Origin of the sequence: Vibrio sp. RE86, assembly GCF_013114545.1 — a bacterium.
In the GTDB taxonomy this organism is placed as follows: Bacteria; Pseudomonadota; Gammaproteobacteria; order Enterobacterales; family Vibrionaceae; genus Vibrio.
Genome location: NZ_VTXI01000025.1, coordinates 19276 through 40260 on the forward strand (window position 1 = coordinate 19276; position 20985 = coordinate 40260).

Genomic DNA, 20985 nt, shown 5'->3' on the forward strand with positions numbered 1-20985 from the left:
CTAACGCGCTGATTCATCACTACTTCAATAACCTGGCTTAACTGGCCAGGTTATTTGCTCTCTAATCTCTTTGTTTTTCACTTCCAGGAACGGTAAACAAAATGAACTTTCACCAATACTATCCAGTTGATGTTGTTAACGGTCCAGGTACACGCTGCACGCTGTTTGTTGCTGGATGTGTGCACCAATGCCGTGGTTGTTATAACCAATCGACCCAACGACTGGATTCTGGTGAGCTGTTTACTCAAGAGGCAGAGGACAGAATCATTGCTGATCTGAACGATGAGCGTATCAAGCGAAGAGGGCTTTCTTTATCCGGCGGTGATCCACTTCACCCGGCCAATGTAAGCACGATCTTAAGACTTGTTAAACGTGTAAGAGAAGAATGTCCGGGTAAAGATATTTGGGTGTGGACAGGGTATACGCTTGAAGAGCTCAGTAGTGAGCAAAGAGAAGTCACACAATACATTGATACCTTAATCGATGGTAAGTTCGAGCAGGACAAAAAAGACCTCAATCTTAAATGGCGTGGAAGCTCGAATCAGATTATTCACCACTTCACTGAACTCTAATTCAACTGATATGAATACATGAAAAAAAGGGCACATCTTTGCAAGAGATTGTGCCCTTTTGGTGTGAGTTCGTTTAAATGTCAGGTGTGTTAAGCCGCGAGCGCTGTATCGTCATCAACCATATTGTTGATCCAGCGTTTTGATTGAATACGATGAATCGTTAATGCGCCTTTGACCAATTCCTCCACAATCAAAGATAACAATACATAGTGTAGAGGCAGCCCTAACACCATACCCGTGTAGTAGGTCAGGGGAATTCCAATCGCCCATTGGCCAAATGTGTCTATGAATATGCTGTAGCGGATGTCTGCACCACTTTTCAGTACGCCGCCAATGCCAACCATATTAAAGACGCGAAAGATCATTCCAAATGCGAGCACTAAACAGACGTTAAGTGCCATCTGCTTATCACTCAAAGGCGTAAACTCAAGCGCATCGAGTATTAAAGGCGAACATCCCCAAACAAGCAAAAATAGCAAGACAGCAAGGGCAGAGCTGGTGACGACATACCACCAAGCGGTTTTTTCTACTCGGTCATAGTGTTTTGCGCCAATATCATTACCAAGAAGCACTGAAGCGGCGACAGCAAAGCCCATAAATGTTGAAATTAGTACCCCTTCAATGGGTGATAAGAACGAGATAACGGCGAGCTCGGTCACGCCTAATTGCCCATAAAGAACGCTATAAACGATAAGTCCACCAGTCCAGAGCGCATCATGGATGAGCATAGGTAGTGAAACCTTAAAATACTTATTCCTATGTTGTTTGATGGTTCCTTGTGTCCAATCATTTCTCGTTGGTATTAGGTGTTTGTAGTGCTTGCAAAAGAAATAGACCAAGATGAAGGTTTGAAAAAATCGGGAGATCAAGGTTCCTAACGCTGCGCCAAGTACACCTAGTTGAGGAAAGCCCAGCAGACCGAAAATCAGAACCGCATTGAGTATTACATTCACCAAAATCGCAGCGATACTCACTTTAGTTGGCATTTTTGCTTCGCCGACTGAGCGTAATACCGATTCGATAGGTACAACTATCACTGTTGCGACCAAGCTAAGACCTGTTACGGCAAGGTATTCACTCGCGTAAGAGACATACGTTTGTTCTTGGGCAACGAACGAAACAATCTCTTCGGAATACATGAGATAAAGCACAATGAACGGAACGGTAAACAGTAACGATATGACCCAAGATTGAGCGAGTGTGCGTCTTATTCCTGCGATGTTACCTGACCCAAAATATTGCGAAGCGAGTATGCTGACAGCGCCGCATAGGCCAAAAACAACGGCAAGGTTGAAGAAAAATATGCGATTGCCGATTCCAACGGCTGCGGTAGCTGATTCACCCAGCTTTCCAACCATAAAAACATCAATCAAACCGAGGAGACAAAATAGCATCGACTGCAGAGAGACCGGTGCCCCGATTTGGATCATCTTCTTCCAAAATGTTTTGTCGATGTACTGACGTGTTAAGAGCATCGCATTTCTCCGTTGTATTAGATGCAAGTAGTGTATCCATAAGCACCGGCATTGTATTTTCTAGGAGCATCCAAAAGTTTTGCGAAACTATCAAAGTAATAAGTCGACGACCAACAAGGGAAACGATGGACGATAAGTTAGAGCGTTATTCCATCTCAGAGAACACCCATCAAGAGTTTATTGACCATGGCCGAGTACTTGCGCTGGATGAGCGGGGTATAGTTCAGTGTGGTATCGCGACATGTCGTGACTTTTTCTCTGTTTATAGAAAGAACCAAAAGAAACACATGTTGCTTTACACAGTACGTGGTCAGGGTTGGCTAGAAAGTGGCGCATGTCGATATCAACTCGAACCCGGTTCACTCATTTCAGTTCCTGCTGGAATTGAGAATGCATTTGGAATGGAAGATGAGACTTGGCAGATAGCTTGGGTCTTTCTATCTACCGACATGCATTGGGAAATGATGAGCACAGAGATCTGTTATCAATATACGCCTGTCGCTGAGGTTATGTATTCGTGCATTCAAACGCTATTGCGTAGCATAAACCTACCGATTAACTTTGGCGGGGCGATTGGCGGTCATTGCGTTGCCCAACTCGAGTTAATGCTGCGCGTGCCACATTCTGAAGGTGTATGTAAAAACCAGTTAAGACTGCAGCGAGTGTTCGACCTTGCCCAACGTCAGCTACATAAAGAGTGGACGGTAGAGCAACTTGCTGACCTCTATCCATGCTCTGAGCCGCACTTTCATCGCGTTGTACAACAATTCTATGGTAGGAGCCCAATCTCTCATTTGACGCGTATGCGTATGGAATATGCCGCGAGACTGTTGCGCTCGACTGAATGGCCAATACAACATATTGGTGAAATAGTCGGTTATCCGAATAGTGCGAACTTCAGTACGCGTTTTAAGGCGTGGGCAGAGATGACGCCAAGGCAGTTTAGGAATAAAGGGCGGTCTGACGAAACCTTAGGTGCGTGAATTGTTCTAATTATGAACAGTTAAAGTGCAATTAAACGTGCTTGGCAGAATAATCTTCTCTAATTGACGAAAAACATAAAAAATCATTTCGCGTTTTTTTGCGAAAGTGTTAACGTGAAGTTCGATGCTTGAATTTCAAAGGGTTATGACTTTCATGTTTTCTAATCTACCAACTCCAGTATTAGATCCTATTTTATCTTTATCCGTTGCATACCGCAGCGATGAGCGCTTAAACAAGGTTGACCTTGGCATTGGCGTGTACAAAAACAGCGATGGCGAAACGCCAGTAATGAAAGCTATTAAACTAGCTCAAGACGTTGTTATCGAAAATCAAAAGACCAAATCTTACGTTGGCCTTGCGGGCTGTGAAGAGTTTAACCAGAGTATGGTTGATCTGCTTCTTTCTGGCACTTCTGCCATGGACCGTGTGGCGGCGATTCAAACACCAGGTGCGAGTGGTGCACTGCGCATGCTGGGTGATTTGATGAAAGTGGCTCAACCAGATACGACGGTTTGGATCTCGAATCCGAGCTACGTTAACCATAAGCCAGTAATGGAAGCGGCGGGACTTAAGGTTAAGTTCTACCACTACTTCTCACCTGAGACCAAGCAAGTTGATACAGCGCGTATGTTAGAGGACCTTTCAAAGGCTGGTCCATCTGATGTCGTGTTGCTTCACGGCTGTTGTCATAACCCTACTGGGGCAGACATCGACTTTTCTGCTTGGCAAGCGATTACTGAGCTTTCTCAGAAAAACGGTTTTACGCCATTTGTTGATATTGCTTACCAAGGCTTTGGTGATGGTTTAGAGGAAGACGCAAAAGGTCTTCGCTTTATGGCTGATAACGTCGAAGAGATGTTAATCACCACGTCATGTTCAAAGAACTTTGGTCTGTACCGTGAACGCACAGGTGCCGCAATTGTAATTGGTAAATCTCAGCAAGATGTCGGTAATGCAAAAGGTAAATTGCTGACTCTGGCACGCTCTACCTACACTATGCCACCTGATCACGGTGCAGCGTTGGTGAAGACGATCCTGCAAAGTTCTGATCTGACTTCAGTATGGAAGCAAGAGTTGAGTGAGATGCAACAGCGCTTGGTAAACTTACGTCAAACGCTATGCAATGAGCTTCGAAATACTCACAATACGTCACAGTTCGACTTTATTGAAAGCCACAAAGGTATGTTTACTGTGCTAGGCTTTAGCCAAGACCAGATGACGCAACTCCGTGAACAATATGGTATTTATGGAGTAGGTGATGGTCGTATTAATATCGCGGGCTTAACCGAAAAGGATATTCCTTACGTAGCTGAAGCGATTGTAAACGTATCTTAATTGAATTGGGGCGCTCGGCGTCCCTTTCACTGTTTTGTTGAGATTAGGTGGTCGAATGAATAAAACGTGGAAAGCACTGATTCCAATTATGTTGAGTGGCGGTCTGATGGCCTGTTCTACGACGGGGCCTGCGCCAGTTGAACCAGAAGAAAAACCTGTTATTGAAGAGCCAGCCGTAGAAACTCCAGAAGTAGAAACGCCTAAAGAAGAGGTAGAGAAACCGAAGGAGCCTGAGGTTAAGCCTGAGCCGACTAAGCCTAAAGTCGTCGTGTTACCAAAGAAAACCGATGATGGGAAATTGGTACTTGGCGGTGAGGAATGGGTTTACATTCCTGGGTTAGAGCAAAACTTTAAAGCACGAGTTGATACTGGTGCGACGACTTCTTCGATTAGTGCGGTCGATATTGTCTATTTTGAGCGAGACGGTAAAGTTTGGGTTAAGTTCAAAATCCAGCATGAAGAAGTCAAAAGCAAAGAGATAGCATTACCAGTAAAACGTTGGGTTAAGATTAGGCAGTCGAATTCCGATGACGTTAAGCAACGCGCTGTTATTGAAGCTTGGGTACAGCTCGGTGACCTGAAAGAAAAAACCGACTTTACATTAGTGGATCGTACGCATTTATCTTTCCCTCTTTTGCTTGGCCGCAGTTTCTTCAGAGATGTGGCGATTGTCGATGTAAGCCGTAAGTACGTGCAAGACAAGCACAAGTAATCATCTATCAAATTGCTCAAAAGCCAGCACATTATCGTGCTGGCTTTTTTTGTTGCGAGATCATATTTTTGCGACCGATATCTTTTTCATCAGGTTTCATAAGGTAATATTTACTCTACAAGTCGGTAACGTGGATAGAACAACCCATTCCCCCATATCTAAAAATAAGGTTGTTCATCTAGAAAAAGAACTATAAGGAGTAGGGACATGAAACATTTATCAATGGCTGTGGTGATCAAAGATGGCAAAGTGCTTGTTCAGGAGCGTTCTCAAGAACAGCAGAGTAACTCGCACCTCTTTCCTGGTGGTCAGGTTCACGATAATGAGTCAGCGACAGAAGCCGCTAGAGGCTTGATTAACGAGACATTTATTAACGATATTGAGCACACTGCAACATTCAGTGGGCGAAATGACCTTGGTGGCAGAACTTACTACTCTATCTTTAAGACAAAGACGGTAGAACAGAAAGAAACAAGTCGTTCATCATTTCAGTGGCTAGCGCCGAAAGAGATATTGGCGCAAAAGGTTAATGCCGCCGATGCTGATTTTATTAAAAAGCACTTAGTAGAATGTGAGTAGCGCTTCGCTGCGAAAACTCGACGAAACAAAAAAGCCAATCATGCAATATGATTGGCTTTTAAGTTTTACAGAGTGAAATCCTATTGAATTTCTAAAAGCTCTACATCAAAGATAAGCGTTGATGCTGGTGGAATAGGGCCAGTTCCACTTTTTCCATAAGCTAGAGGGCTAGGAATATACAGACGGAACTTATCGCCAACGTTCATGTAAGTGAGGCCTTCTTGCCAACCTTTAATCACTTGGCCAAGTTTAAAGCTGATTGGCTCGCCACGTTCGACAGAGCTATCGAACACAGTGCCATCTATCAAAGTACCATGATAGTGTACTTTCACCTTGCTCGCTTTCGTTGGGTGCTCAGTACCTTCACCTTTGTGTAGAACTTCATATTGAAGGCCGCTTTCAGTAGACACAACCCCTTCTTTTTGAGCGTTTTCTAGTAGGAATGCTTGCCCTAATGCGAAGTTCTCTTCACCTGCTTTGCTCGTCGTCCAAGAACGATAGATAAAAAAGCCAGCAAGAATAACGATAACAATAGGAATAATAATCTTAGACATAAATCCTTTCCGTTGAATTAAGGTTGAGTGATTAAATATTTAATGGTGTTCGCAATGCCTTCAACATCTTGGTGCCCGGTTGTCAGTACTTGATATTTACCTTTAACGATAAACGTTGGTACTGAGTTCACTTCACCTTTTGTTGTGATGTCGTCTGCCAATTGCATTGCGGCAAATAACTGTTTCTGCTGTTCTTCATTGAAGTTATAAGGGCTGACCAATGAACGACTTTGGAATGCTTTGTCGATGGCGTCTTTTTTATCGTTCAATGAAGCGCCGTCACCCATTTGAGTCGCAGCAAATAGGTCAAGCATCATTTGATGATCAGGCTTTTGGCCAAGTTGCATTTCTGCTGCGTAATAGATCATCGCGCCAATTTGTGCGCTCTCGTTAAACGTAACGTGGACTTTACCGATACTCTCGCCAGTCAGTTTCTCGATTTTTGGAATCTCGTTTTCCATCGTACGGCAGTGACCACAGTTAAGAGAAAATACTTCTGTTACGACAGGTAGACGGAAGGTAGACAGGTTAGCAGGCAGTTGTTCGTAGTGAGTTCCTTCTACTGGGCTTGTACTTTCTGAACAGCCAACCAGTAGCGTGGAGAACGCGACGATAAATAGAGCGGCAATTTTTTTCATTCTAGATTCTCGAATCATCACGAGGCAGGGCATCTGCTCAATCGTGAGTTAATGGTGTTCCGATTTTACTGTTTCCTAATTGGAAGAGAAACAACTGGATAGCAGATTATTGAATTAAAGTATTTCGAGAGATGAAAGAAGAGTGAAGTTTATTCATAACGTTTAATTCTAGACAATAAATTTGGATGAAAAGGCTAAAGTCTGGCTAAGTTGGCCGATATAACTAATGTATCGGAACGGATTTAACGGTGAACGAATGAAGCGCTTAGCATTACCTCTTATCTTACTACTCTCTGGTTGTGGCACCATGCCTAGTGAAATGGCAATGCTTGGCAGCGATATGCTTGATACGGCACCGAGGTCAGATTTTGATGTCCGTTATCCTGAGTGGGGAAGCCCAACCAACATCAGTCCTTCTGGAGTTAAAGGGCCTCTGGGGCAGCAGCGCACCGAAAGCTACCAAGATTTACAAAGCTTTCTCGTAAGTAATGGCGTTGATTATGAGCTTTTGCCGGGCAACCACGTGATGGTGAAACTTAAAGATACGATTAAATTCAGCACTGGCTCTTCAAACGTTTCACCTGATTCAAAATACTGGTTGGATATGATGGGCGAGTATCTATCGACTCAACCAAGCATCGACGTTGTGATTGATGGACACGCAGACAGCACAGGCGCGCCAACCTTTAATGATGGTCTTTCAATGCAACGCGCTTCAGCTGTTAAACAACAATTAGTGCGTAACAACGTTGCGATGAATTCCATCTTTACGCGAGGTTACGGAGAATACGTTCCTGCTTGTTCCAACAATACAACGGCAGGAAAAGCATGTAACCGCCGAGTTGAAGTGCTGTTCATTGTTTCAAATAATTAAATGTTATCGGCTTGAAAATCCATCAATAAAAAAAGCCACCGCAAATGCGGTGGCTTTTTTACGCGTGATACAAAATAGGCAAAATTGTTTCAGCGTGTTTGAGTTAACTCGTCAATCGAGACTAATCAATCTCTTTATCTTTACCTAGTGACAATATCCAAACAGACACTGCTGCGACTGCTGCGAAACCAGATAGGATGATGAATGGCATTGCTCCGTAGCCTAAGACATGCCAAATAACGGATTCTAAAGTACTCATTATTCAGGGCTCCTTATTGCCAGCCTTCGACACCGTGCATGTCAGGCAGTTTGTGTGCGATACCTTTGTGGCAGTCTACACAAGTCTTTTCACCTGATGCTAGGGCAGTTGAGTGTTGCTTAGCACTACGTGTACCTTGCTCAGAGAAGTCCATGTACTCAAACTGGTGACAGTTACGACACTCTAAAGAGTCATTTTTCTTCAAACGAGCCCACTCACGTTCAGCCAGATGAGCACGACGCTCTTTGAACTTTTCAGGAGTATCAATCGTTTTCGCGATGAAGTGAGCATACAGCTCTTTAGATGCCTGAACTTTACGAACGATCTTATCCGTCCATTCGTGCGGTACGTGACAATCAGAACAGATAGCACGAACACCAGAACGGTTAGAGTAGTGGACCGTCTCTTGGATCTCTTCAACAATAGGTGCGTGACAGCCAGAACAGAACTCTTCTGTGTTGGTTGCTTCCATACCCGTGTTAAATGCGCCCCAGAACAGAAGACCACCGGCAAAGCCCATGAATAAAACTACGCCAACGGCAGCTTTACTCGGACTTGCTAGTCTCTTCCAAAACGCTTTCAATAATTTCATAGGTAGCCTCTTATAAACTCACGTGTCTACTTATTTAAGTGAATCAACACTCTTAAACTCGTTCTCTACCAATGGATTAGCATTAGCTTGAGGAACGTGACACTGAAGACAGAAGTAACGACGAGGAGACATATCTGCCAATACAGCGTCTTCGCGGTTTACGTAGTGAGTCACACTGATTTTCGTTGCGCCCATCTCTTTCGCGTTTTTCCAGCTATGACAAGCTAGACATTTGTTCGCGTTAAGAGAGACTTCGTAGCTACGAATATTGTGAGGAATCAGTGGTGGCTGATAAACATAGCTGCTATCTAAGATCTGTTCACGAGGGAACTTTTTAAAGTCATCAGCTGCGCGGGTCGCTTCAAGCTCGCTCGCGCCACGAAGTGACTCAAGACCACCAATACCACCCGGGTTTTCAAGTTCAGCAACGGCTGCGCCACTGATAAGAGCACTTACAGACAACAGTGCAATTAGAAATTTTTTCATTATTAATTCTCCGCCTAATGGCCAAATTCTTTAGTCTGGCTGCTGCTAAAACAGCAGCCAGTGCATTCATAGTTAAGCGATCTTAGTGATCTTAACTGGACACTTCTTAAAGTCTGTCTGTTTAGACAGTGGGTCAGTCGCATCAAGGATCAGCTTGTTAATAAGAATGCGTGCGTCAAAGAACGGTACGAATACCAAGCCTTGAGGTGGGCGGTTACGGCCACGAGTCTCAACACGAACACGCACTTCACCACGCTTGTTCGCGATCAGAACCTCTTCACCACGACGTACGCCGCGAGCTTTTGCATCAGCAGGGTGCATGTAACACACTGCATCAGGAACGGCTTTGTAAAGTTCCGGAACACGACGTGTCATAGTACCTGTGTGCCAGTGCTCAAGAACACGACCAGTACATAGCCACATGTCGAACTCTTCATCTGGCGACTCAGGTGGTGCTTCGTATGGTGCAGAGATGATTAAAGCTTTACCATCCGGTTTACCGTAGAAGTCCCAGCCACTGCCTGGTTTAGCGTATGGATCTGAACCTTCTTTGTAACGCCAAAGGGTCTCTTTACCATCAACAACTGGCCAACGCAGACCACGTACAGTGTGGTAAACATCGTATGGTGCTAAATCGTGACCGTGGTCGCGACCAAACGCTGCATACTCTTCGAATAGACCTTTTTGAACGTAGAAGCCTTGATCGTGTGCATCATCGTTAAGCTCACGAGCTTCTTCGATAGGGAACTTATCAACTTGGCCGTTTTTGAACAGCATGTCGTACATAGTTTTGCCACGGTACTCAGGCGCTTTTGCAAGAAGCTCTTCACCCCAAACCTCTTCCATCGTGAAGCGTTTAGAGAACTCCATGATCTGCCATAAGTCAGATTTCGCTTCGCCAACAGTCTCAACTTGTTGGTACCAAGCTTGAGTACGACGCTCTGCGTTACCGTAAGCGCCTTCTTTTTCAATCCACATCGCTGTAGGAAGAACAAGGTCAGCTGCTTGAGCTGTCGCAGTAGGGTATGGGTCTGAACATACGATGAAGTTGTCTGGGTTACGGTAACCTGGTAGACGTTCACCGTTGATGTTTGGACCTGCTTGCATGTTGTTGTTACACATTACCCAGTAAGCGTTGATCGTGCCGTCTTTAAGTGCACGGTCTTGAGCAACAGCGTGCTTACCTGGTTTCGGTGGAATTACGCCATCTGGAATCTTCCAAATGCCTTCAGCAATTTTACGGTGTTTAGGGTTTGCAACAACCATATCTGCAGGTAGACGGTGAGCGAATGTACCTACTTCACGAGCAGTACCACACGCTGATGGCTGGCCTGTTAGAGAGAATGGGCTATTACCCGGGGTTGCAATCTTACCTGTTAGTAGGTGGATGTTGTAAACAAGGCTGTTCATCCATACACCACGAGTATGTTGGTTCATACCCATAGTCCAAAGTGACATCACTTTAGTGTTTGGATCAGCGTATTGCTTAGCAAGCTCGATCAGTTTCTCAGGAGCAACACCTGACATTTCAGATGCTTTTTCTACAGTGTATGGCGCAACAGATTTTTTGTACTCTTCAAAAGAGATTGAAGTCATTGCACCAGAGTTTGGATTAGCCGCCTCTTTTTGCAGAGGATCTTCATCACGTAGACCGTAACCGATGTCTGTAGCTGCTTGCTTGAAGTTTGTATGCTTGTTAACGAAATCCCAGTTTACTGCATCGTTCTCGATGATGTAGTTAGCGATGAAGTTAGCAATCGCAAGGTCAGTTTGTGGTTCAAAGATATAACCTTGGTCTGCAAGCTCAAATGAACGGTGGTAGTAAGTAGACAGTACGTTTACTTTAACATGTGGGTGGCTTAGACGACGGTCAGTGATACGAGTCCAAAGAACAGGGTGCATTTCTGCCATGTTCGAACCCCAAAGAACGAAAGAATCCGCTGCTTCGAAGTCATCATAACAACCCATAGGTTCATCGATACCGAATGTACGCATGAAGCCAACTACAGCAGACGCCATACAGTGACGTGCATTAGGGTCGATGTTGTTTGAACGGAAGCCCGCTTTCATCATCTTAGCTGCAGCGTAGCCTTCCATTACAGTCCACTGACCTGAACCGAACATACCAACGCCAGTTGGACCGTTCTTTTTCAGAGCCGCTTTCCATTTGTCAGCCATAGTATCGAACGCAACGTCCCAAGATACAGGGGTAAAGTCACCTTCTTTATCGTACTCGCCGTCTTTCATACGAAGAAGTGGCTGAGTCAGACGGTCTTGACCGTACATGATCTTAGAAAGGAAGTAGCCTTTAATACAGTTTAAGCCTTTGTTCACAGGTGCTTCAGGGTCACCTTGTGTCGCAACAACTTTGCCGTTTTGTGTACCCACAAGAACAGAACAACCTGTACCACAGAAACGACAAGGCGCTTTGTCCCATGTGATTTTTGTTTGGTCTGAGCTAGCAATCAGGTTAGTAGCGTGAGCGGGTAGGGTAATACCTGCTACAGCTGCTGCTGATGCTGCCGCGTTTGCTTTCACAAACGCACGTCTTGTCATCTTCATACTTCACCCTCGATTTGGGAATATTGAGTTCCAGTGTCTTTATTATTTGATTCGTCTTCTAGCTCGGTTTCTATCTGGTGGTAGACCAAAACCGTGCTAAGTACATTAGGTAGGTTGTTGATTGCTTCGATGTTATCGGTGATAAAACCTTGGTTTTCGGTCTCCATCACCACGACAATCTTGCCTTCAGGACTGTCGCCATAAATTTCAGCATTCTCAACTTGATTAATCTGCACTTTAATTGTCTCTAAGTGCTCTGGAGCACAATGGACAACTAAGCTAGAGATGTGCACTTCGTTCAGTGACATAAAGTACTTCCGTATTAAACTGCATTGCTCACATTGATGGCTGAAGTAGGGCAGACAGCGACACAAGCACCGCAACCTGTACAATCATCAAGTTCTAATTTCGGTTGTGCGACTTTGCCAATTTCTAACTTAAATTGGATAGCCATGGTCTCGCACATATCACCACAGCTTCGGCATTCGACATTTTGCTTAGCGAGGCAAGGTTCTTCGATGACCGCCTTCGCATTCCAAGGTGTGTTTTGCTGCTCTTCAAAAAGTGGCTCAGGACAAACCTCTGCGCACTGATAACAAAACGTACATTCCCCTAGTGAGAAATCAACACGAGGAAAACCACCATCACCAGTCACGATGATGTTGGTTTCACAATGTTCACTGCATTTACCACAGCGAGTACACTGATCAGTAAATTGAGTATTTGGTTTAAGCCAAGGTAAACGAACTGTGTTATCGTCAACTGTACGTCGATTAAAAAAACGTCGCTTTGATAGGTCTACCACTAACGCACCCATACTCGTTAAATATTGAAATGTATGACAAAGTGTTGTTCATATTTTGTCATTTATCCATACATAAATTGTAGTTTTTGATACATTTGTATAAATACCCCCTTGGGGGTAATTAATGCTTAAATATGTTTTAGATCAATAAACTTAGGGTGAAGTGATCACATATTGACGCCGAACTACCTTTTAAGCTTAGTATCTAACCAATGAAATTCTATAAAGGTGTTAAAAAATCACATGTTTAAGAATGTGAAGCGCTCCGTAACAACGACAATTGCCAAGGCAATGATATGCATTTTGTTGCTTTCGGTAGCAACAACGGGTTTTGCCATATTTACTCTAGCTTCGAGCTTGAATGATGCTGAAGCAGTGAATGTTTCTGGCTCAATGCGTATGCAAAGTTATCGTTTAGCCTACGATATCCATGCCGAATCGAGCGATTACTCTGATCATATAGAGATGTTCGAACGTTCAATCTACTCGCCTTCAATGAAAGCGCTTCAGGGATGGTCTGTCCCAGAGGATATTACCCAAGACTATTACAGTCTCATCACTCGTTGGCATGAGCTAAAGTACGTATTACAAAGCCAAGATCGAGAACGTTACCTCGTGCTCGTTGCAGGTTTTGTTAACCAAATTGATGGTTTTGTATTTAAACTTCAAGATTACTCAGAAACCAAGCTTATCTCATTGGCTTGGGTTGGCGGACTTGGGCTAGGTGGTGTTCTACTTATCAGTGTTTTTGTCGTTCACTACACGAGAAAGCAAGTCGTGACGCCGTTAAACGCATTAGTGTTAGCGAGTGAACAAATTCAGTCACGTTCGTTTGATGTACAGCTCAATGTTGCCAGTGATAACGAAATGGGCATATTAGCGAACACTTTCAATAACATGGCAAAAGATCTGGGCAATTTATACCGAGGTCTAGAGTCTGCAGTAAACGAAAAAACCCATAAGCTCCAAAATGCTAATGATTCACTTCGAGTGCTTTATCAGTCCTCACAAGAGCTAACCGCTTCACGTATTACACAAGAGAACTTCTCAGCGATATTGAAAAACATCGTGAGCTTAGAGGGCATCACTGCAGCAAGATTAGAGATCAATGAGCTTGGCGAAAAGTCTATCTCCTTGACTGAAGGTGAAGGGTGCTTAGAGTGTCAAGACACCTGCCAAAGCCGAGAGTTAACTCTTGATGGGATTGAACTTGGGACCTTATATTGGAAGGTTTCATTACCTTGCCCAGATCAAGCACTGATTGACAACTTTGTACAAATCCTCTCTCGTGCGGTATATTACAATCAAGCACAAAGACAGGCTGAACAGCTACTGGTTATGGAAGAACGCGCGACGATTGCTCGTGAGTTACATGATTCTTTAGCTCAAGCTTTATCGTATTTGAAGATACAAGTCTCATTGCTGAAGCGCGGAATGAGTAAGCTCCCGGATTCTCCAGCACTGCAAAAAACATCGCCAGTGCTCGCTGAATTGGATACTGGGCTATCTGCGGCATATACTCAGTTACGAGAGCTATTAACGACCTTTAGACTCACCATTAAAGAGGGGAGTTTTGGATCGGCTCTATATAGCATGACAGAGCAACTATCAGATCAGACAGATTCTGAAATCGTGCTTAAAAATCAACTGTCATCTATCGAATTGGAAACAAATCAGCAGGTGCATTTACTGCAATTGATTCGTGAAGCAACGACCAATGCGATTAAACATGCGCAGGCGAAAGAGATAACAATAGAGTGCGACGAAACTGATACACACGTAGAGGTCTATGTGAAAGATAATGGGATTGGCTTTGATGCAACTAAAGAGAAGGCCAACCATTATGGACTCAGTATCATGCAAGAGCGTGCCTCAAGGCTTAACGGTGAGCTAACTATCACAGCAGATAAAAATACAGGCTGTGTCGTCTATTTGAAATACCCAAAATTTAAGGATTCCAACATTGACAGAGTATAAAGTGTTATTGGTCGATGACCATCCATTGATGCGCCGAGGCATTAACCAGCTATTGAGCTTTGAAGATGAATTCGAAGTTGTTGCAGAAGCGAGCAATGGAACTGATGCTGTCGCACAGAATCATGAACACCAACCTGACCTGATCCTTTTGGATCTCAATATGAAAGGCATGTCTGGGTTAGATACACTAAATGCGCTTCGTGCTGACGAGTGTGACGCAACGATTGTAATTTTAACTGTTTCGGATAGCCCAGCAGATATAGAAGCGATCGTTAAAGCGGGCGCAGATGGTTACTTACTTAAAGATACTGAGCCTGATGAGCTGATTGATTTACTAAAAGTGTCGTTACGTGGTAACAAAGCATACAGTAAAGAAGTAGCCCAATACCTCGTTGATCGTGAAAATACGAGCACGGTATTTGATGAGCTAACAGAACGTGAAATGCAGATTCTTCAACAAGTTGCGAAAGGTCTACGTAACAAACAGATTGCTGACACGCTGTTTATCTCTGAATCTACGGTTAAAGTGCATATGAAAAGCCTGCTGAAGAAGTTAAAAGTACCTTCTCGTACTGCGGCGACTGTCCTATATCTTGAGCGTTATGGTGAAATGAAATAACCCAACGCCAAGTACAATTAAAAAAGGGAGCTCAATTGAGCTCCCTTTTTACGTTCAGTTTTTCGCGTTCAGAAGAGTTACGCAGACATTGGAACCAGTACTAGCGTACCAACAATCACAGTAATCAGGCCGCAGATAACTGGCACTGAAGTACGTTTTACCACTTCAAACGGGCTAATTTTACCCATCCCTGACGTAGCAACAACTACCCCCGAAACCGGCGAGATTGTACGACCAAGGTTAGACGCTTGAAGCATTGGAATGATTAGGAATGCTGGGTTTAAGCCCATTTTCGCCGCCAATGATGGTGCTAATTCAACGAACGCGTAGAAAGGTGCATTACCTGAACCTGTCGCGATCGCCGCAGCGACGGTTAAGCCAGTTAGAATCAGCATTAACGCGATACCGCCTGCGCCAGCAGACTCTGCAAGGTGTAGTAGGTTATCAATAGCACCAATAGACATTAGACCTTGGGCAAACACACCAGCCGCAACCAAAAGCATAACAACACCTTTAAATGCGTCAGCCATTCCTTGATAACAAGACTCTAGATCTGAAAGCGTCTTTTCACCATCAAACTTTTTCACGATGTAGTCGACAACTGCACCAATAAAGATCGAGAGCACAACGATTGTGTAAATGTCGAGTTGTAGACCTGGAATAGTGCGTCCATTAAATAGGAATACGCCAATGATTGGTAGGAATGGCAGCACGGCGTAGAAAGCTGGGGCATTGACTTCAATTTCTGATACGTCGACGCGTTCCATAGGAGAGTTATCACGCTTATCTAGGTATTTGTTCCAGAAGAAAGCTGCCGCTGCCATCACAATGATTGCGCTAATAGAAACAGGGAGAACCGTTTGAACGGCAAACACGTCAAGTGCTAGGCCAGATTTCTCTGCTGCGATAACAACGTCACCAGAAGTAGGAGAGAGAATAATTGCCGCAGGTGATGCACATACCGCAACCGCTGCCGGGCGAGAAATACCCATGGCTGTCATCATTGGGAACAGGGTTGCCATTAATAACACGCCAAGACCCGTCGCAGAACTGACCGCCAAAGACATCAAACATGCAACGATGTAAGCCGCAACAAGTAGGACATAAGGAGACTTAATCACAGACAGTGGTTTAGAGAACTGTTTAACCACAACATTGTTTGCGCCAATGTGGGTCATGTACGATGCAAAACCACATAAAAGCATGATCTGCATACCAAGGCCGCCACCACGGTACTGAAGCATGTATTTCACATACTCTAGGGCGTCCGTAAACATATTACCTGTAGAGGCAACTTTAGCAGGCAAAACTGTGTGACCGATAATACCGGTTAGAATAAGTAGCAATACACCTGCTGTTAGTAGGACGCCTGCGGCCTTGTAGCCTTTAACGATGAAGTAACCCACCGCAATAGTGACGACTAAGCCGATTAAGAGTTCTAGCATAGAGATCTCCTCGATTCTCGAAGTTATAAAAATTTGTTTCAGTCTGTGACAAAGAATGTACTGAATTCTATGCGGTGGTTCGAGTGCAAGTTAATCATCTGATGATCTAGAACAAAAAATCGATTTAAGTATTAAAATTGGTGAAACATCATGTATTTATTAGGTTCTACAGATGTTAAATATAATGGAGGGTGCTACAACAGAAACTCAAGCTTGATCAAGTTTTGGTTTCGACAAAAAAGGGGGGAAACTAAGGGTTACGATAGACAGCGCTTGGATCGCCAATTTTACTGAAGTCTGAGCTTTCATCGAGATAGACAGCCTCAAGAGCTTCAGGCATAGCCAAGAAGTAACCTTGATACATATCGATATTAATTGCACGCATGGCGTCAAGCTGCTCTTTGGTTTCAATGCCTTCGACTACGACTTTGGAACCGAGCTTTTTAGCAATTTTTATCCCCGACATTAATGGGAATTTATCACCATCCATATAAGAAAGAAGGAGAGAGCGATCCATCTTGATAATATGCGGGTGAAGCTTTTCTGCACGTTCTCGGTTAGACGCGTTTACACCAAAATCATCAACCGCAATATTAAAATTGTTGTCATTGAGCTTGCGCATTGCTTCAGTAAGGTTTGTTTCGTTCTCGGCATTGAGCTCGACCACTTCCATAACAATCTGAGAGTTATCTAACTGAAGGGCTCTCAATCTTTGTGCAAGCAGGCTTGAGTCGATATTTTCAAGTGCGAGATATTCACCAGCAGAAGGTAGAACATTGAGGAAAAGATTTAAGTGGCGGTATTTCGAACGAGCAAAATTCCGGATGTGTATCACTCGGCTTAAACGTTCCACATTAATTTTGTCGGAAAAGTCAGTGTGGTCAGAATGAAAGAAGAGATCGGGCCGAATTGTGCCTCGCTCTTCATGTTGAATTCTTACCAAGGCTTCTACACCCACTACTTGATTAAGTGCATTAAATATAGGTTGGAACACACTCTTCAAGCTCAACTGTTTGTAATTACCACAGTATTGACCGCTTTCATCGATCGAAAGACAACGAACAAACTCTTTCTTTGTGGAGAGAATCATATCTACTACCGACCTCATCAGTACCGCGTTATTCCGAATGGAGTAGTGCAAACAGTTGGCATTTTATTGACAATGACGTAAAGCTGTCAATCTTTCATGCCATATAAATGTGTCTATTTATGAATACATGTAAGTTAATGAATTATTAATCGCCATAATGTGTAAGTTATAGCATTATCAATAAATCATGTCATAACTCAGTGTAATTTGTTTCATCTAGATTGAAAGGTAAACTTCTGCCAGCCTTTATAATTCGGGAGTAAGCTCTCATCACCGCTCATCGAAAAAGTCTTTGTTACGTATATATTTTGACATCAAGTGATAGGAAAATGGTCTCGCTATCCAAGAGATAAAAGATAAAGACAACCTGCGAGCAGTTGGTGTGTTTTCATGAATCTTCCCGTTGTAAAGCCAGAGCATGCGTCCTACGTGCAGGTAAAGCAATGGAAATGGCGGCAGGAAGGTAACAATATCCAGATCACAACAAATCCGGTACGTTTTGTGTGATAGCAGATAGTGACGCTTAAACTGATAGCCTCCAATTGCAGGTTGGCCAAAAGTCACTACTCGTTTCACGCTCTTGGGATACATTCGTTCAAGCTTATCAGCCAAAACACAACCAATGGCTCCACCAGACGAATGACCAGTAAATGTGATGCGCTTTCCTTGTTTGATTAATTGGCCCAATACCTCGAATAATCGTTCTATCACTTCAGAATCTTTCGTCGTGCAGTTCCGATGTTTAGGTTTGCTTTGCTGACGAAGTAGATAGTGATAGCCAGTATGGATTGAATAGGGGAGATTGAGATCTTTGCAGTTCGTTCGCCAAATCGCGATGTTGAGCAACCAGTCATAGACGTTATGAGATCCTTTGATGACGACAATTGCTTCACTCTTTGATGCGCTGGATAATACTCGAATCATTGATTGACCAAAGCGGTTTTCAATGACGCTCTGACCGTCTTTAGAAAAACCATAAAGAGTATGGTCAAACTGCGGTTTGTAGGACAAGTCACACAACACCGCATACCTTTCATATTGATAACGCTTAAGTGTCTTCACAATCAACCTTAATCCGTCTCGTTATACACAGTATGGACGAACTAGATGAATGAGTGATGACGGTAAAGAGTGCGTTAACTCAGTTGGACGACCGAATAAAGCTGAATGTATTTACGGACTAATTGCTGATCGGTTGCTCGCTTCAATGGGTGGGTAAACTTAACAAAGTAAGGGCTCAAACCAAAATGCTCGTCGAGCGAGTAAGCAAGTTGTGATTCACTTTCATACAGTGAGATACCCTGAACACGGTATTCGTCGATCTCGATAGGCAGTTCACCAGTCCACCAGTGAAGCAACTCACGACTTTGCTTGCTTCGCGTAATCCAATGGTCAGTCAGTAACAGTAAAAGGTCATTGGGTTGGACGGCAAAACCATACTCCTCTTGCCATTGTGCGATTGTCTTGAACAACTTTTTACGACAGGTAGGCCCGGCACTGACAAGATGGGAAGTCAAAATCCACACTGTTCCAATGTCAGAGCTGACGCGATAGTGGTGTGGGAGCTCTGATGCGTGTGGAACATCAATCGATTTGTAGTCATAGGCATGACCAAACTCGTTCAAAGTACGTGATAATCGACGTGCGAAAGCTAAGCCTAGGTGATGTTCACTCATTCCTTTGTTGTGAATAGTCGGGTAGTGCTTCTCGCACAATGCCATACAATCTGCTTGAAATTCATTAACACTCTGAACGAGTACATCCAATAACAAGATCCATCTCTCCATAATGAGCAGTAAGCCGCATATAGACTAACATGCGTCAGATAACTTTCGTTACACTTAGTCGACAAAATAGTACGGAGCTTTAGAGGTTTATGTCTAAGATTGAATTTACGTCACAACAAAAAGAAGCCATGTCGAGCGAACTTCAACGCTACTTAGAAGATGAGTTAGATGTAGAGATAGGGCAATTTGATGCGGACTTTTTATTTGATTTTATCATCAATAAATTTGGCGCTGCGTTCTACAACAAAGGCCTAGCAGATGCACAATCAATAATGGAGCGCAAAATCATAGATATTGCTGATGAAATCTATGAAATTGAACAAGTTAGCGAGTTTTAGAAGACTAAAATAGTTCCTTCAAATATTTCGAACGACTTAATCAACTGACAATGATTAAGTCTGTGTAAAGATTAGTAAATAATGTGTTGCAACAAAGATGAGAAATGTACTCTAAATTTTAACAAGAGGCATTTAACCTGACAGGGTAAACCGATGGAACCAAGTGTTAAAAACTACAACCCAATCGCACGAGTTATACATTGGCTTTCAGCCTTAGTTGTCTTCGGAATGTTTGGTGTTGGATTATGGATGGTTGATCTCTCTTACTATAGTGAGTGGTATCGAACCGCGCCGCACTGGCATAAATCAATCGGACTGCTACTAGCGGGATTAACGTTATTCCGATTGGTTTGGAAACTTGTTACGCCGTCACCGAAGGTGGAAGGCGCAGCTTACGAAGTGATTGGCGCTAAACTGGCTCACTTGGGCATGTACGCCATCTTATTTGTACTGTTTATTTCTGGATATCTTATTTCGACTGAAGATGGACGCGGTATTGATGTATTCAACTTATTCACTGTACCTGGTCTAGGAGCTTTGTTTGAAGGGCAAGCCGATCTCTCAGGGGAAATTCACTTTTACGCAGCTTGGGCATTAATCCTGATTGCAGGTGTCCACGCTATTGCTGCACTAAAACACCACTTTATTAACAAAGACAACACGCTACGCAAGATGATAGGAGCTTCAAAATGAAAAAAACGTTATTTGCTACAGGACTGGCTATGGTAATGGCATTACCATTTGGTGCAAGCGCAGCGGATTACATGATCGACACAAAAGGAGCTCACGCTTCTGTGAACTTTAAAGTAAGCCACCTAGGCTACAGCTTTATTCAAGGTCGCTTTAATAAGTTTGACGGTGAGTTCTCTTACGACCCTGCAAATGTAACGGCATCAGTAGTTAGCGTAAACGTTGATACAACAAGCCTTGATTCAAACCATGCTGAGCGTGATAAGCACATTCGTAGCTCTGATTTCATTGACGCATCAAAATACTCTACAGCAACATTTAAGAGCACAAGCGTTGTTGATAAGGGTGATGGCAAGCTAGAAGTGAATGGTGATCTAAACCTACACGGCGTAACTAAGCCAATCACAATTGATGCTGCGTTCATCGGTGCAGGTCAAGACCCATGGGGTGGTGAACGTGCGGGCTTCTACGGCACAACACGCCTAGAATTGGCTGATTTCAACATTAAAGTGATGGGTGCATCTAGCTATGTTGATATGGAACTACACGTAGAAGGCATCAAAAAGTAAGCGTTGATTTTCTACGAAGAAAGCCCCCAAGCAAATGTTTGGG

General features: G+C 43.6%; 24 protein-coding genes. 11 read left to right on the forward strand and 13 right to left on the reverse strand.

The window, feature by feature from the left end; genetic code table 11:
- Window positions 1-101: 101 nt before the first annotated feature.
- Window positions 102-572 (forward strand): anaerobic ribonucleoside-triphosphate reductase-activating protein, encoded by a 471-nt coding sequence (gene nrdG / locus F0231_RS18465; RefSeq protein WP_171761162.1) that lies wholly within the window; start codon window positions 102-104, stop codon window positions 570-572.
- Between the two features lie 89 nt (window positions 573-661).
- Here nrdG and F0231_RS18470 read toward each other — a convergent pair whose 3' ends face one another.
- The gene (locus F0231_RS18470; protein ID WP_171761163.1) at window positions 662-2047 is read right to left on the reverse strand and encodes an MATE family efflux transporter; all 1386 of its coding nucleotides are present in this window, start codon (window positions 2045-2047) and stop codon (window positions 662-664) included.
- A 125-nt stretch (window positions 2048-2172) separates the two neighbouring features.
- Between F0231_RS18470 and F0231_RS18475 the strand changes: the two genes are divergently transcribed.
- From F0231_RS18475 to F0231_RS18490, 4 genes are all read left to right on the forward strand, one after another.
- Window positions 2173-3030: an AraC family transcriptional regulator gene (locus F0231_RS18475; RefSeq protein ID WP_171761164.1), complete on the forward strand. Its 858-nt coding sequence runs from the start codon at window positions 2173-2175 to the stop codon at window positions 3028-3030.
- Window positions 3031-3184: 154 nt separating this feature from the next.
- Entirely contained in the window at window positions 3185-4366 is a 1182-nt protein-coding gene (locus tag F0231_RS18480) for an amino acid aminotransferase (protein ID WP_171761165.1), read from the forward strand.
- A 55-nt stretch (window positions 4367-4421) separates the two neighbouring features.
- Window positions 4422-5078: an ATP-dependent zinc protease gene (locus F0231_RS18485; RefSeq protein WP_171761166.1), complete on the forward strand. Its 657-nt coding sequence runs from the start codon at window positions 4422-4424 to the stop codon at window positions 5076-5078.
- Window positions 5079-5285: 207 nt separating this feature from the next.
- Window positions 5286-5657 carry an NUDIX hydrolase gene (locus tag F0231_RS18490; RefSeq protein WP_171761167.1) on the forward strand — a complete coding sequence of 124 codons (372 nt, stop codon included), beginning with the start codon at window positions 5286-5288 and terminating at the stop codon, window positions 5655-5657.
- An 80-nt stretch (window positions 5658-5737) separates the two neighbouring features.
- On the opposite strand, the gene F0231_RS18495 is transcribed toward F0231_RS18490, so the two are convergent.
- On the reverse strand, window positions 5738-6211 hold the full coding sequence (locus F0231_RS18495) for an FKBP-type peptidyl-prolyl cis-trans isomerase (RefSeq protein ID WP_171761168.1): 474 nt from the start codon (window positions 6209-6211) through the stop codon (window positions 5738-5740).
- A gap of 17 nt (window positions 6212-6228) precedes the next feature.
- Window positions 6229-6849 (reverse strand): thioredoxin domain-containing protein, encoded by a 621-nt coding sequence (locus F0231_RS18500; protein WP_171761169.1) that lies wholly within the window; start codon window positions 6847-6849, stop codon window positions 6229-6231.
- Window positions 6850-7105: 256 nt separating this feature from the next.
- Here F0231_RS18500 and F0231_RS18505 point away from each other — a divergent pair, with 256 nt between their 5' ends.
- Window positions 7106-7723 (forward strand): OmpA family protein, encoded by a 618-nt coding sequence (locus F0231_RS18505; protein WP_171761170.1) that lies wholly within the window; start codon window positions 7106-7108, stop codon window positions 7721-7723.
- Window positions 7724-7844: 121 nt separating this feature from the next.
- Here the strand turns inward: F0231_RS18505 and F0231_RS18510 are convergent, their stop codons facing one another.
- The 6 genes from F0231_RS18510 to napF form a co-directional block, all read right to left on the reverse strand.
- Window positions 7845-7982 (reverse strand): TIGR02808 family protein, encoded by a 138-nt coding sequence (locus F0231_RS18510; protein ID WP_171761171.1) that lies wholly within the window; start codon window positions 7980-7982, stop codon window positions 7845-7847.
- 13 nt (window positions 7983-7995) lie between these two features.
- Entirely contained in the window at window positions 7996-8574 is a 579-nt protein-coding gene (locus F0231_RS18515) for a NapC/NirT family cytochrome c (RefSeq protein ID WP_171761172.1), read from the reverse strand.
- Between the two features lie 30 nt (window positions 8575-8604).
- On the reverse strand, window positions 8605-9060 hold the full coding sequence (locus F0231_RS18520; protein ID WP_171761173.1) for a nitrate reductase cytochrome c-type subunit: 456 nt from the start codon (window positions 9058-9060) through the stop codon (window positions 8605-8607).
- Window positions 9061-9132: 72 nt separating this feature from the next.
- Window positions 9133-11622, reverse strand: coding sequence for a periplasmic nitrate reductase subunit alpha (gene napA / locus F0231_RS18525; RefSeq protein ID WP_171761174.1), 2490 nt, complete (start codon window positions 11620-11622; stop codon window positions 9133-9135).
- On the reverse strand, window positions 11619-11930 hold the full coding sequence (locus F0231_RS18530) for a chaperone NapD (RefSeq protein ID WP_171761175.1): 312 nt from the start codon (window positions 11928-11930) through the stop codon (window positions 11619-11621). The genes napA and F0231_RS18530 overlap by 4 nt, the downstream gene beginning before the upstream one ends.
- Before the next feature lie 14 nt (window positions 11931-11944).
- Window positions 11945-12427, reverse strand: a complete 483-nt coding sequence (gene napF / locus F0231_RS18535) for a ferredoxin-type protein NapF (RefSeq protein ID WP_171761208.1) — start codon at window positions 12425-12427, stop codon at window positions 11945-11947.
- A 243-nt stretch (window positions 12428-12670) separates the two neighbouring features.
- Here napF and narQ point away from each other — a divergent pair, with 243 nt between their 5' ends.
- Both narQ and F0231_RS18545 read left to right on the forward strand, forming a co-directional pair.
- Window positions 12671-14404, forward strand: a complete 1734-nt coding sequence (gene narQ / locus F0231_RS18540) for a nitrate/nitrite two-component system sensor histidine kinase NarQ (RefSeq protein WP_171761176.1) — start codon at window positions 12671-12673, stop codon at window positions 14402-14404.
- Window positions 14391-15023, forward strand: coding sequence for a response regulator (locus tag F0231_RS18545; RefSeq protein WP_171761177.1), 633 nt, complete (start codon window positions 14391-14393; stop codon window positions 15021-15023). Before narQ ends, F0231_RS18545 begins: the two co-directional genes overlap by 14 nt.
- 77 nt (window positions 15024-15100) lie before the next feature.
- Here F0231_RS18545 and dcuC read toward each other — a convergent pair whose 3' ends face one another.
- The 4 genes from dcuC to F0231_RS18565 form a co-directional block, all read right to left on the reverse strand.
- Window positions 15101-16468 carry an anaerobic C4-dicarboxylate transporter DcuC gene (gene dcuC / locus F0231_RS18550; protein ID WP_171761178.1) on the reverse strand — a complete coding sequence of 456 codons (1368 nt, stop codon included), beginning with the start codon at window positions 16466-16468 and terminating at the stop codon, window positions 15101-15103.
- 250 nt (window positions 16469-16718) lie between these two features.
- Window positions 16719-17558 (reverse strand): EAL domain-containing protein, encoded by an 840-nt coding sequence (locus F0231_RS18555; protein WP_171761179.1) that lies wholly within the window; start codon window positions 17556-17558, stop codon window positions 16719-16721.
- A gap of 270 nt (window positions 17559-17828) precedes the next feature.
- Complete coding sequence (locus F0231_RS18560) at window positions 17829-18620, reverse strand: lipase (protein ID WP_171761180.1); 792 nt, start codon at window positions 18618-18620, stop codon at window positions 17829-17831.
- Window positions 18621-18694: 74 nt separating this feature from the next.
- Window positions 18695-19330, reverse strand: a complete 636-nt coding sequence (locus F0231_RS18565; protein ID WP_171761181.1) for a hypothetical protein — start codon at window positions 19328-19330, stop codon at window positions 18695-18697.
- A 104-nt stretch (window positions 19331-19434) separates the two neighbouring features.
- On the opposite strand from F0231_RS18565, the gene F0231_RS18570 reads away from it, so the two are divergent.
- The 3 genes from F0231_RS18570 to F0231_RS18580 all read left to right on the forward strand — a co-directional run bounded on the left by F0231_RS18570 (window position 19435) and on the right by F0231_RS18580 (window position 20942).
- Window positions 19435-19683 carry a DUF2164 domain-containing protein gene (locus tag F0231_RS18570; protein WP_171761182.1) on the forward strand — a complete coding sequence of 83 codons (249 nt, stop codon included), beginning with the start codon at window positions 19435-19437 and terminating at the stop codon, window positions 19681-19683.
- A 153-nt stretch (window positions 19684-19836) separates the two neighbouring features.
- Complete coding sequence (locus F0231_RS18575; RefSeq protein WP_171761183.1) at window positions 19837-20376, forward strand: cytochrome b; 540 nt, start codon at window positions 19837-19839, stop codon at window positions 20374-20376.
- Window positions 20373-20942, forward strand: coding sequence for a YceI family protein (locus F0231_RS18580; protein WP_171761184.1), 570 nt, complete (start codon window positions 20373-20375; stop codon window positions 20940-20942). Before F0231_RS18575 ends, F0231_RS18580 begins: the two co-directional genes overlap by 4 nt.
- Window positions 20943-20985 lie beyond the last annotated feature (43 nt).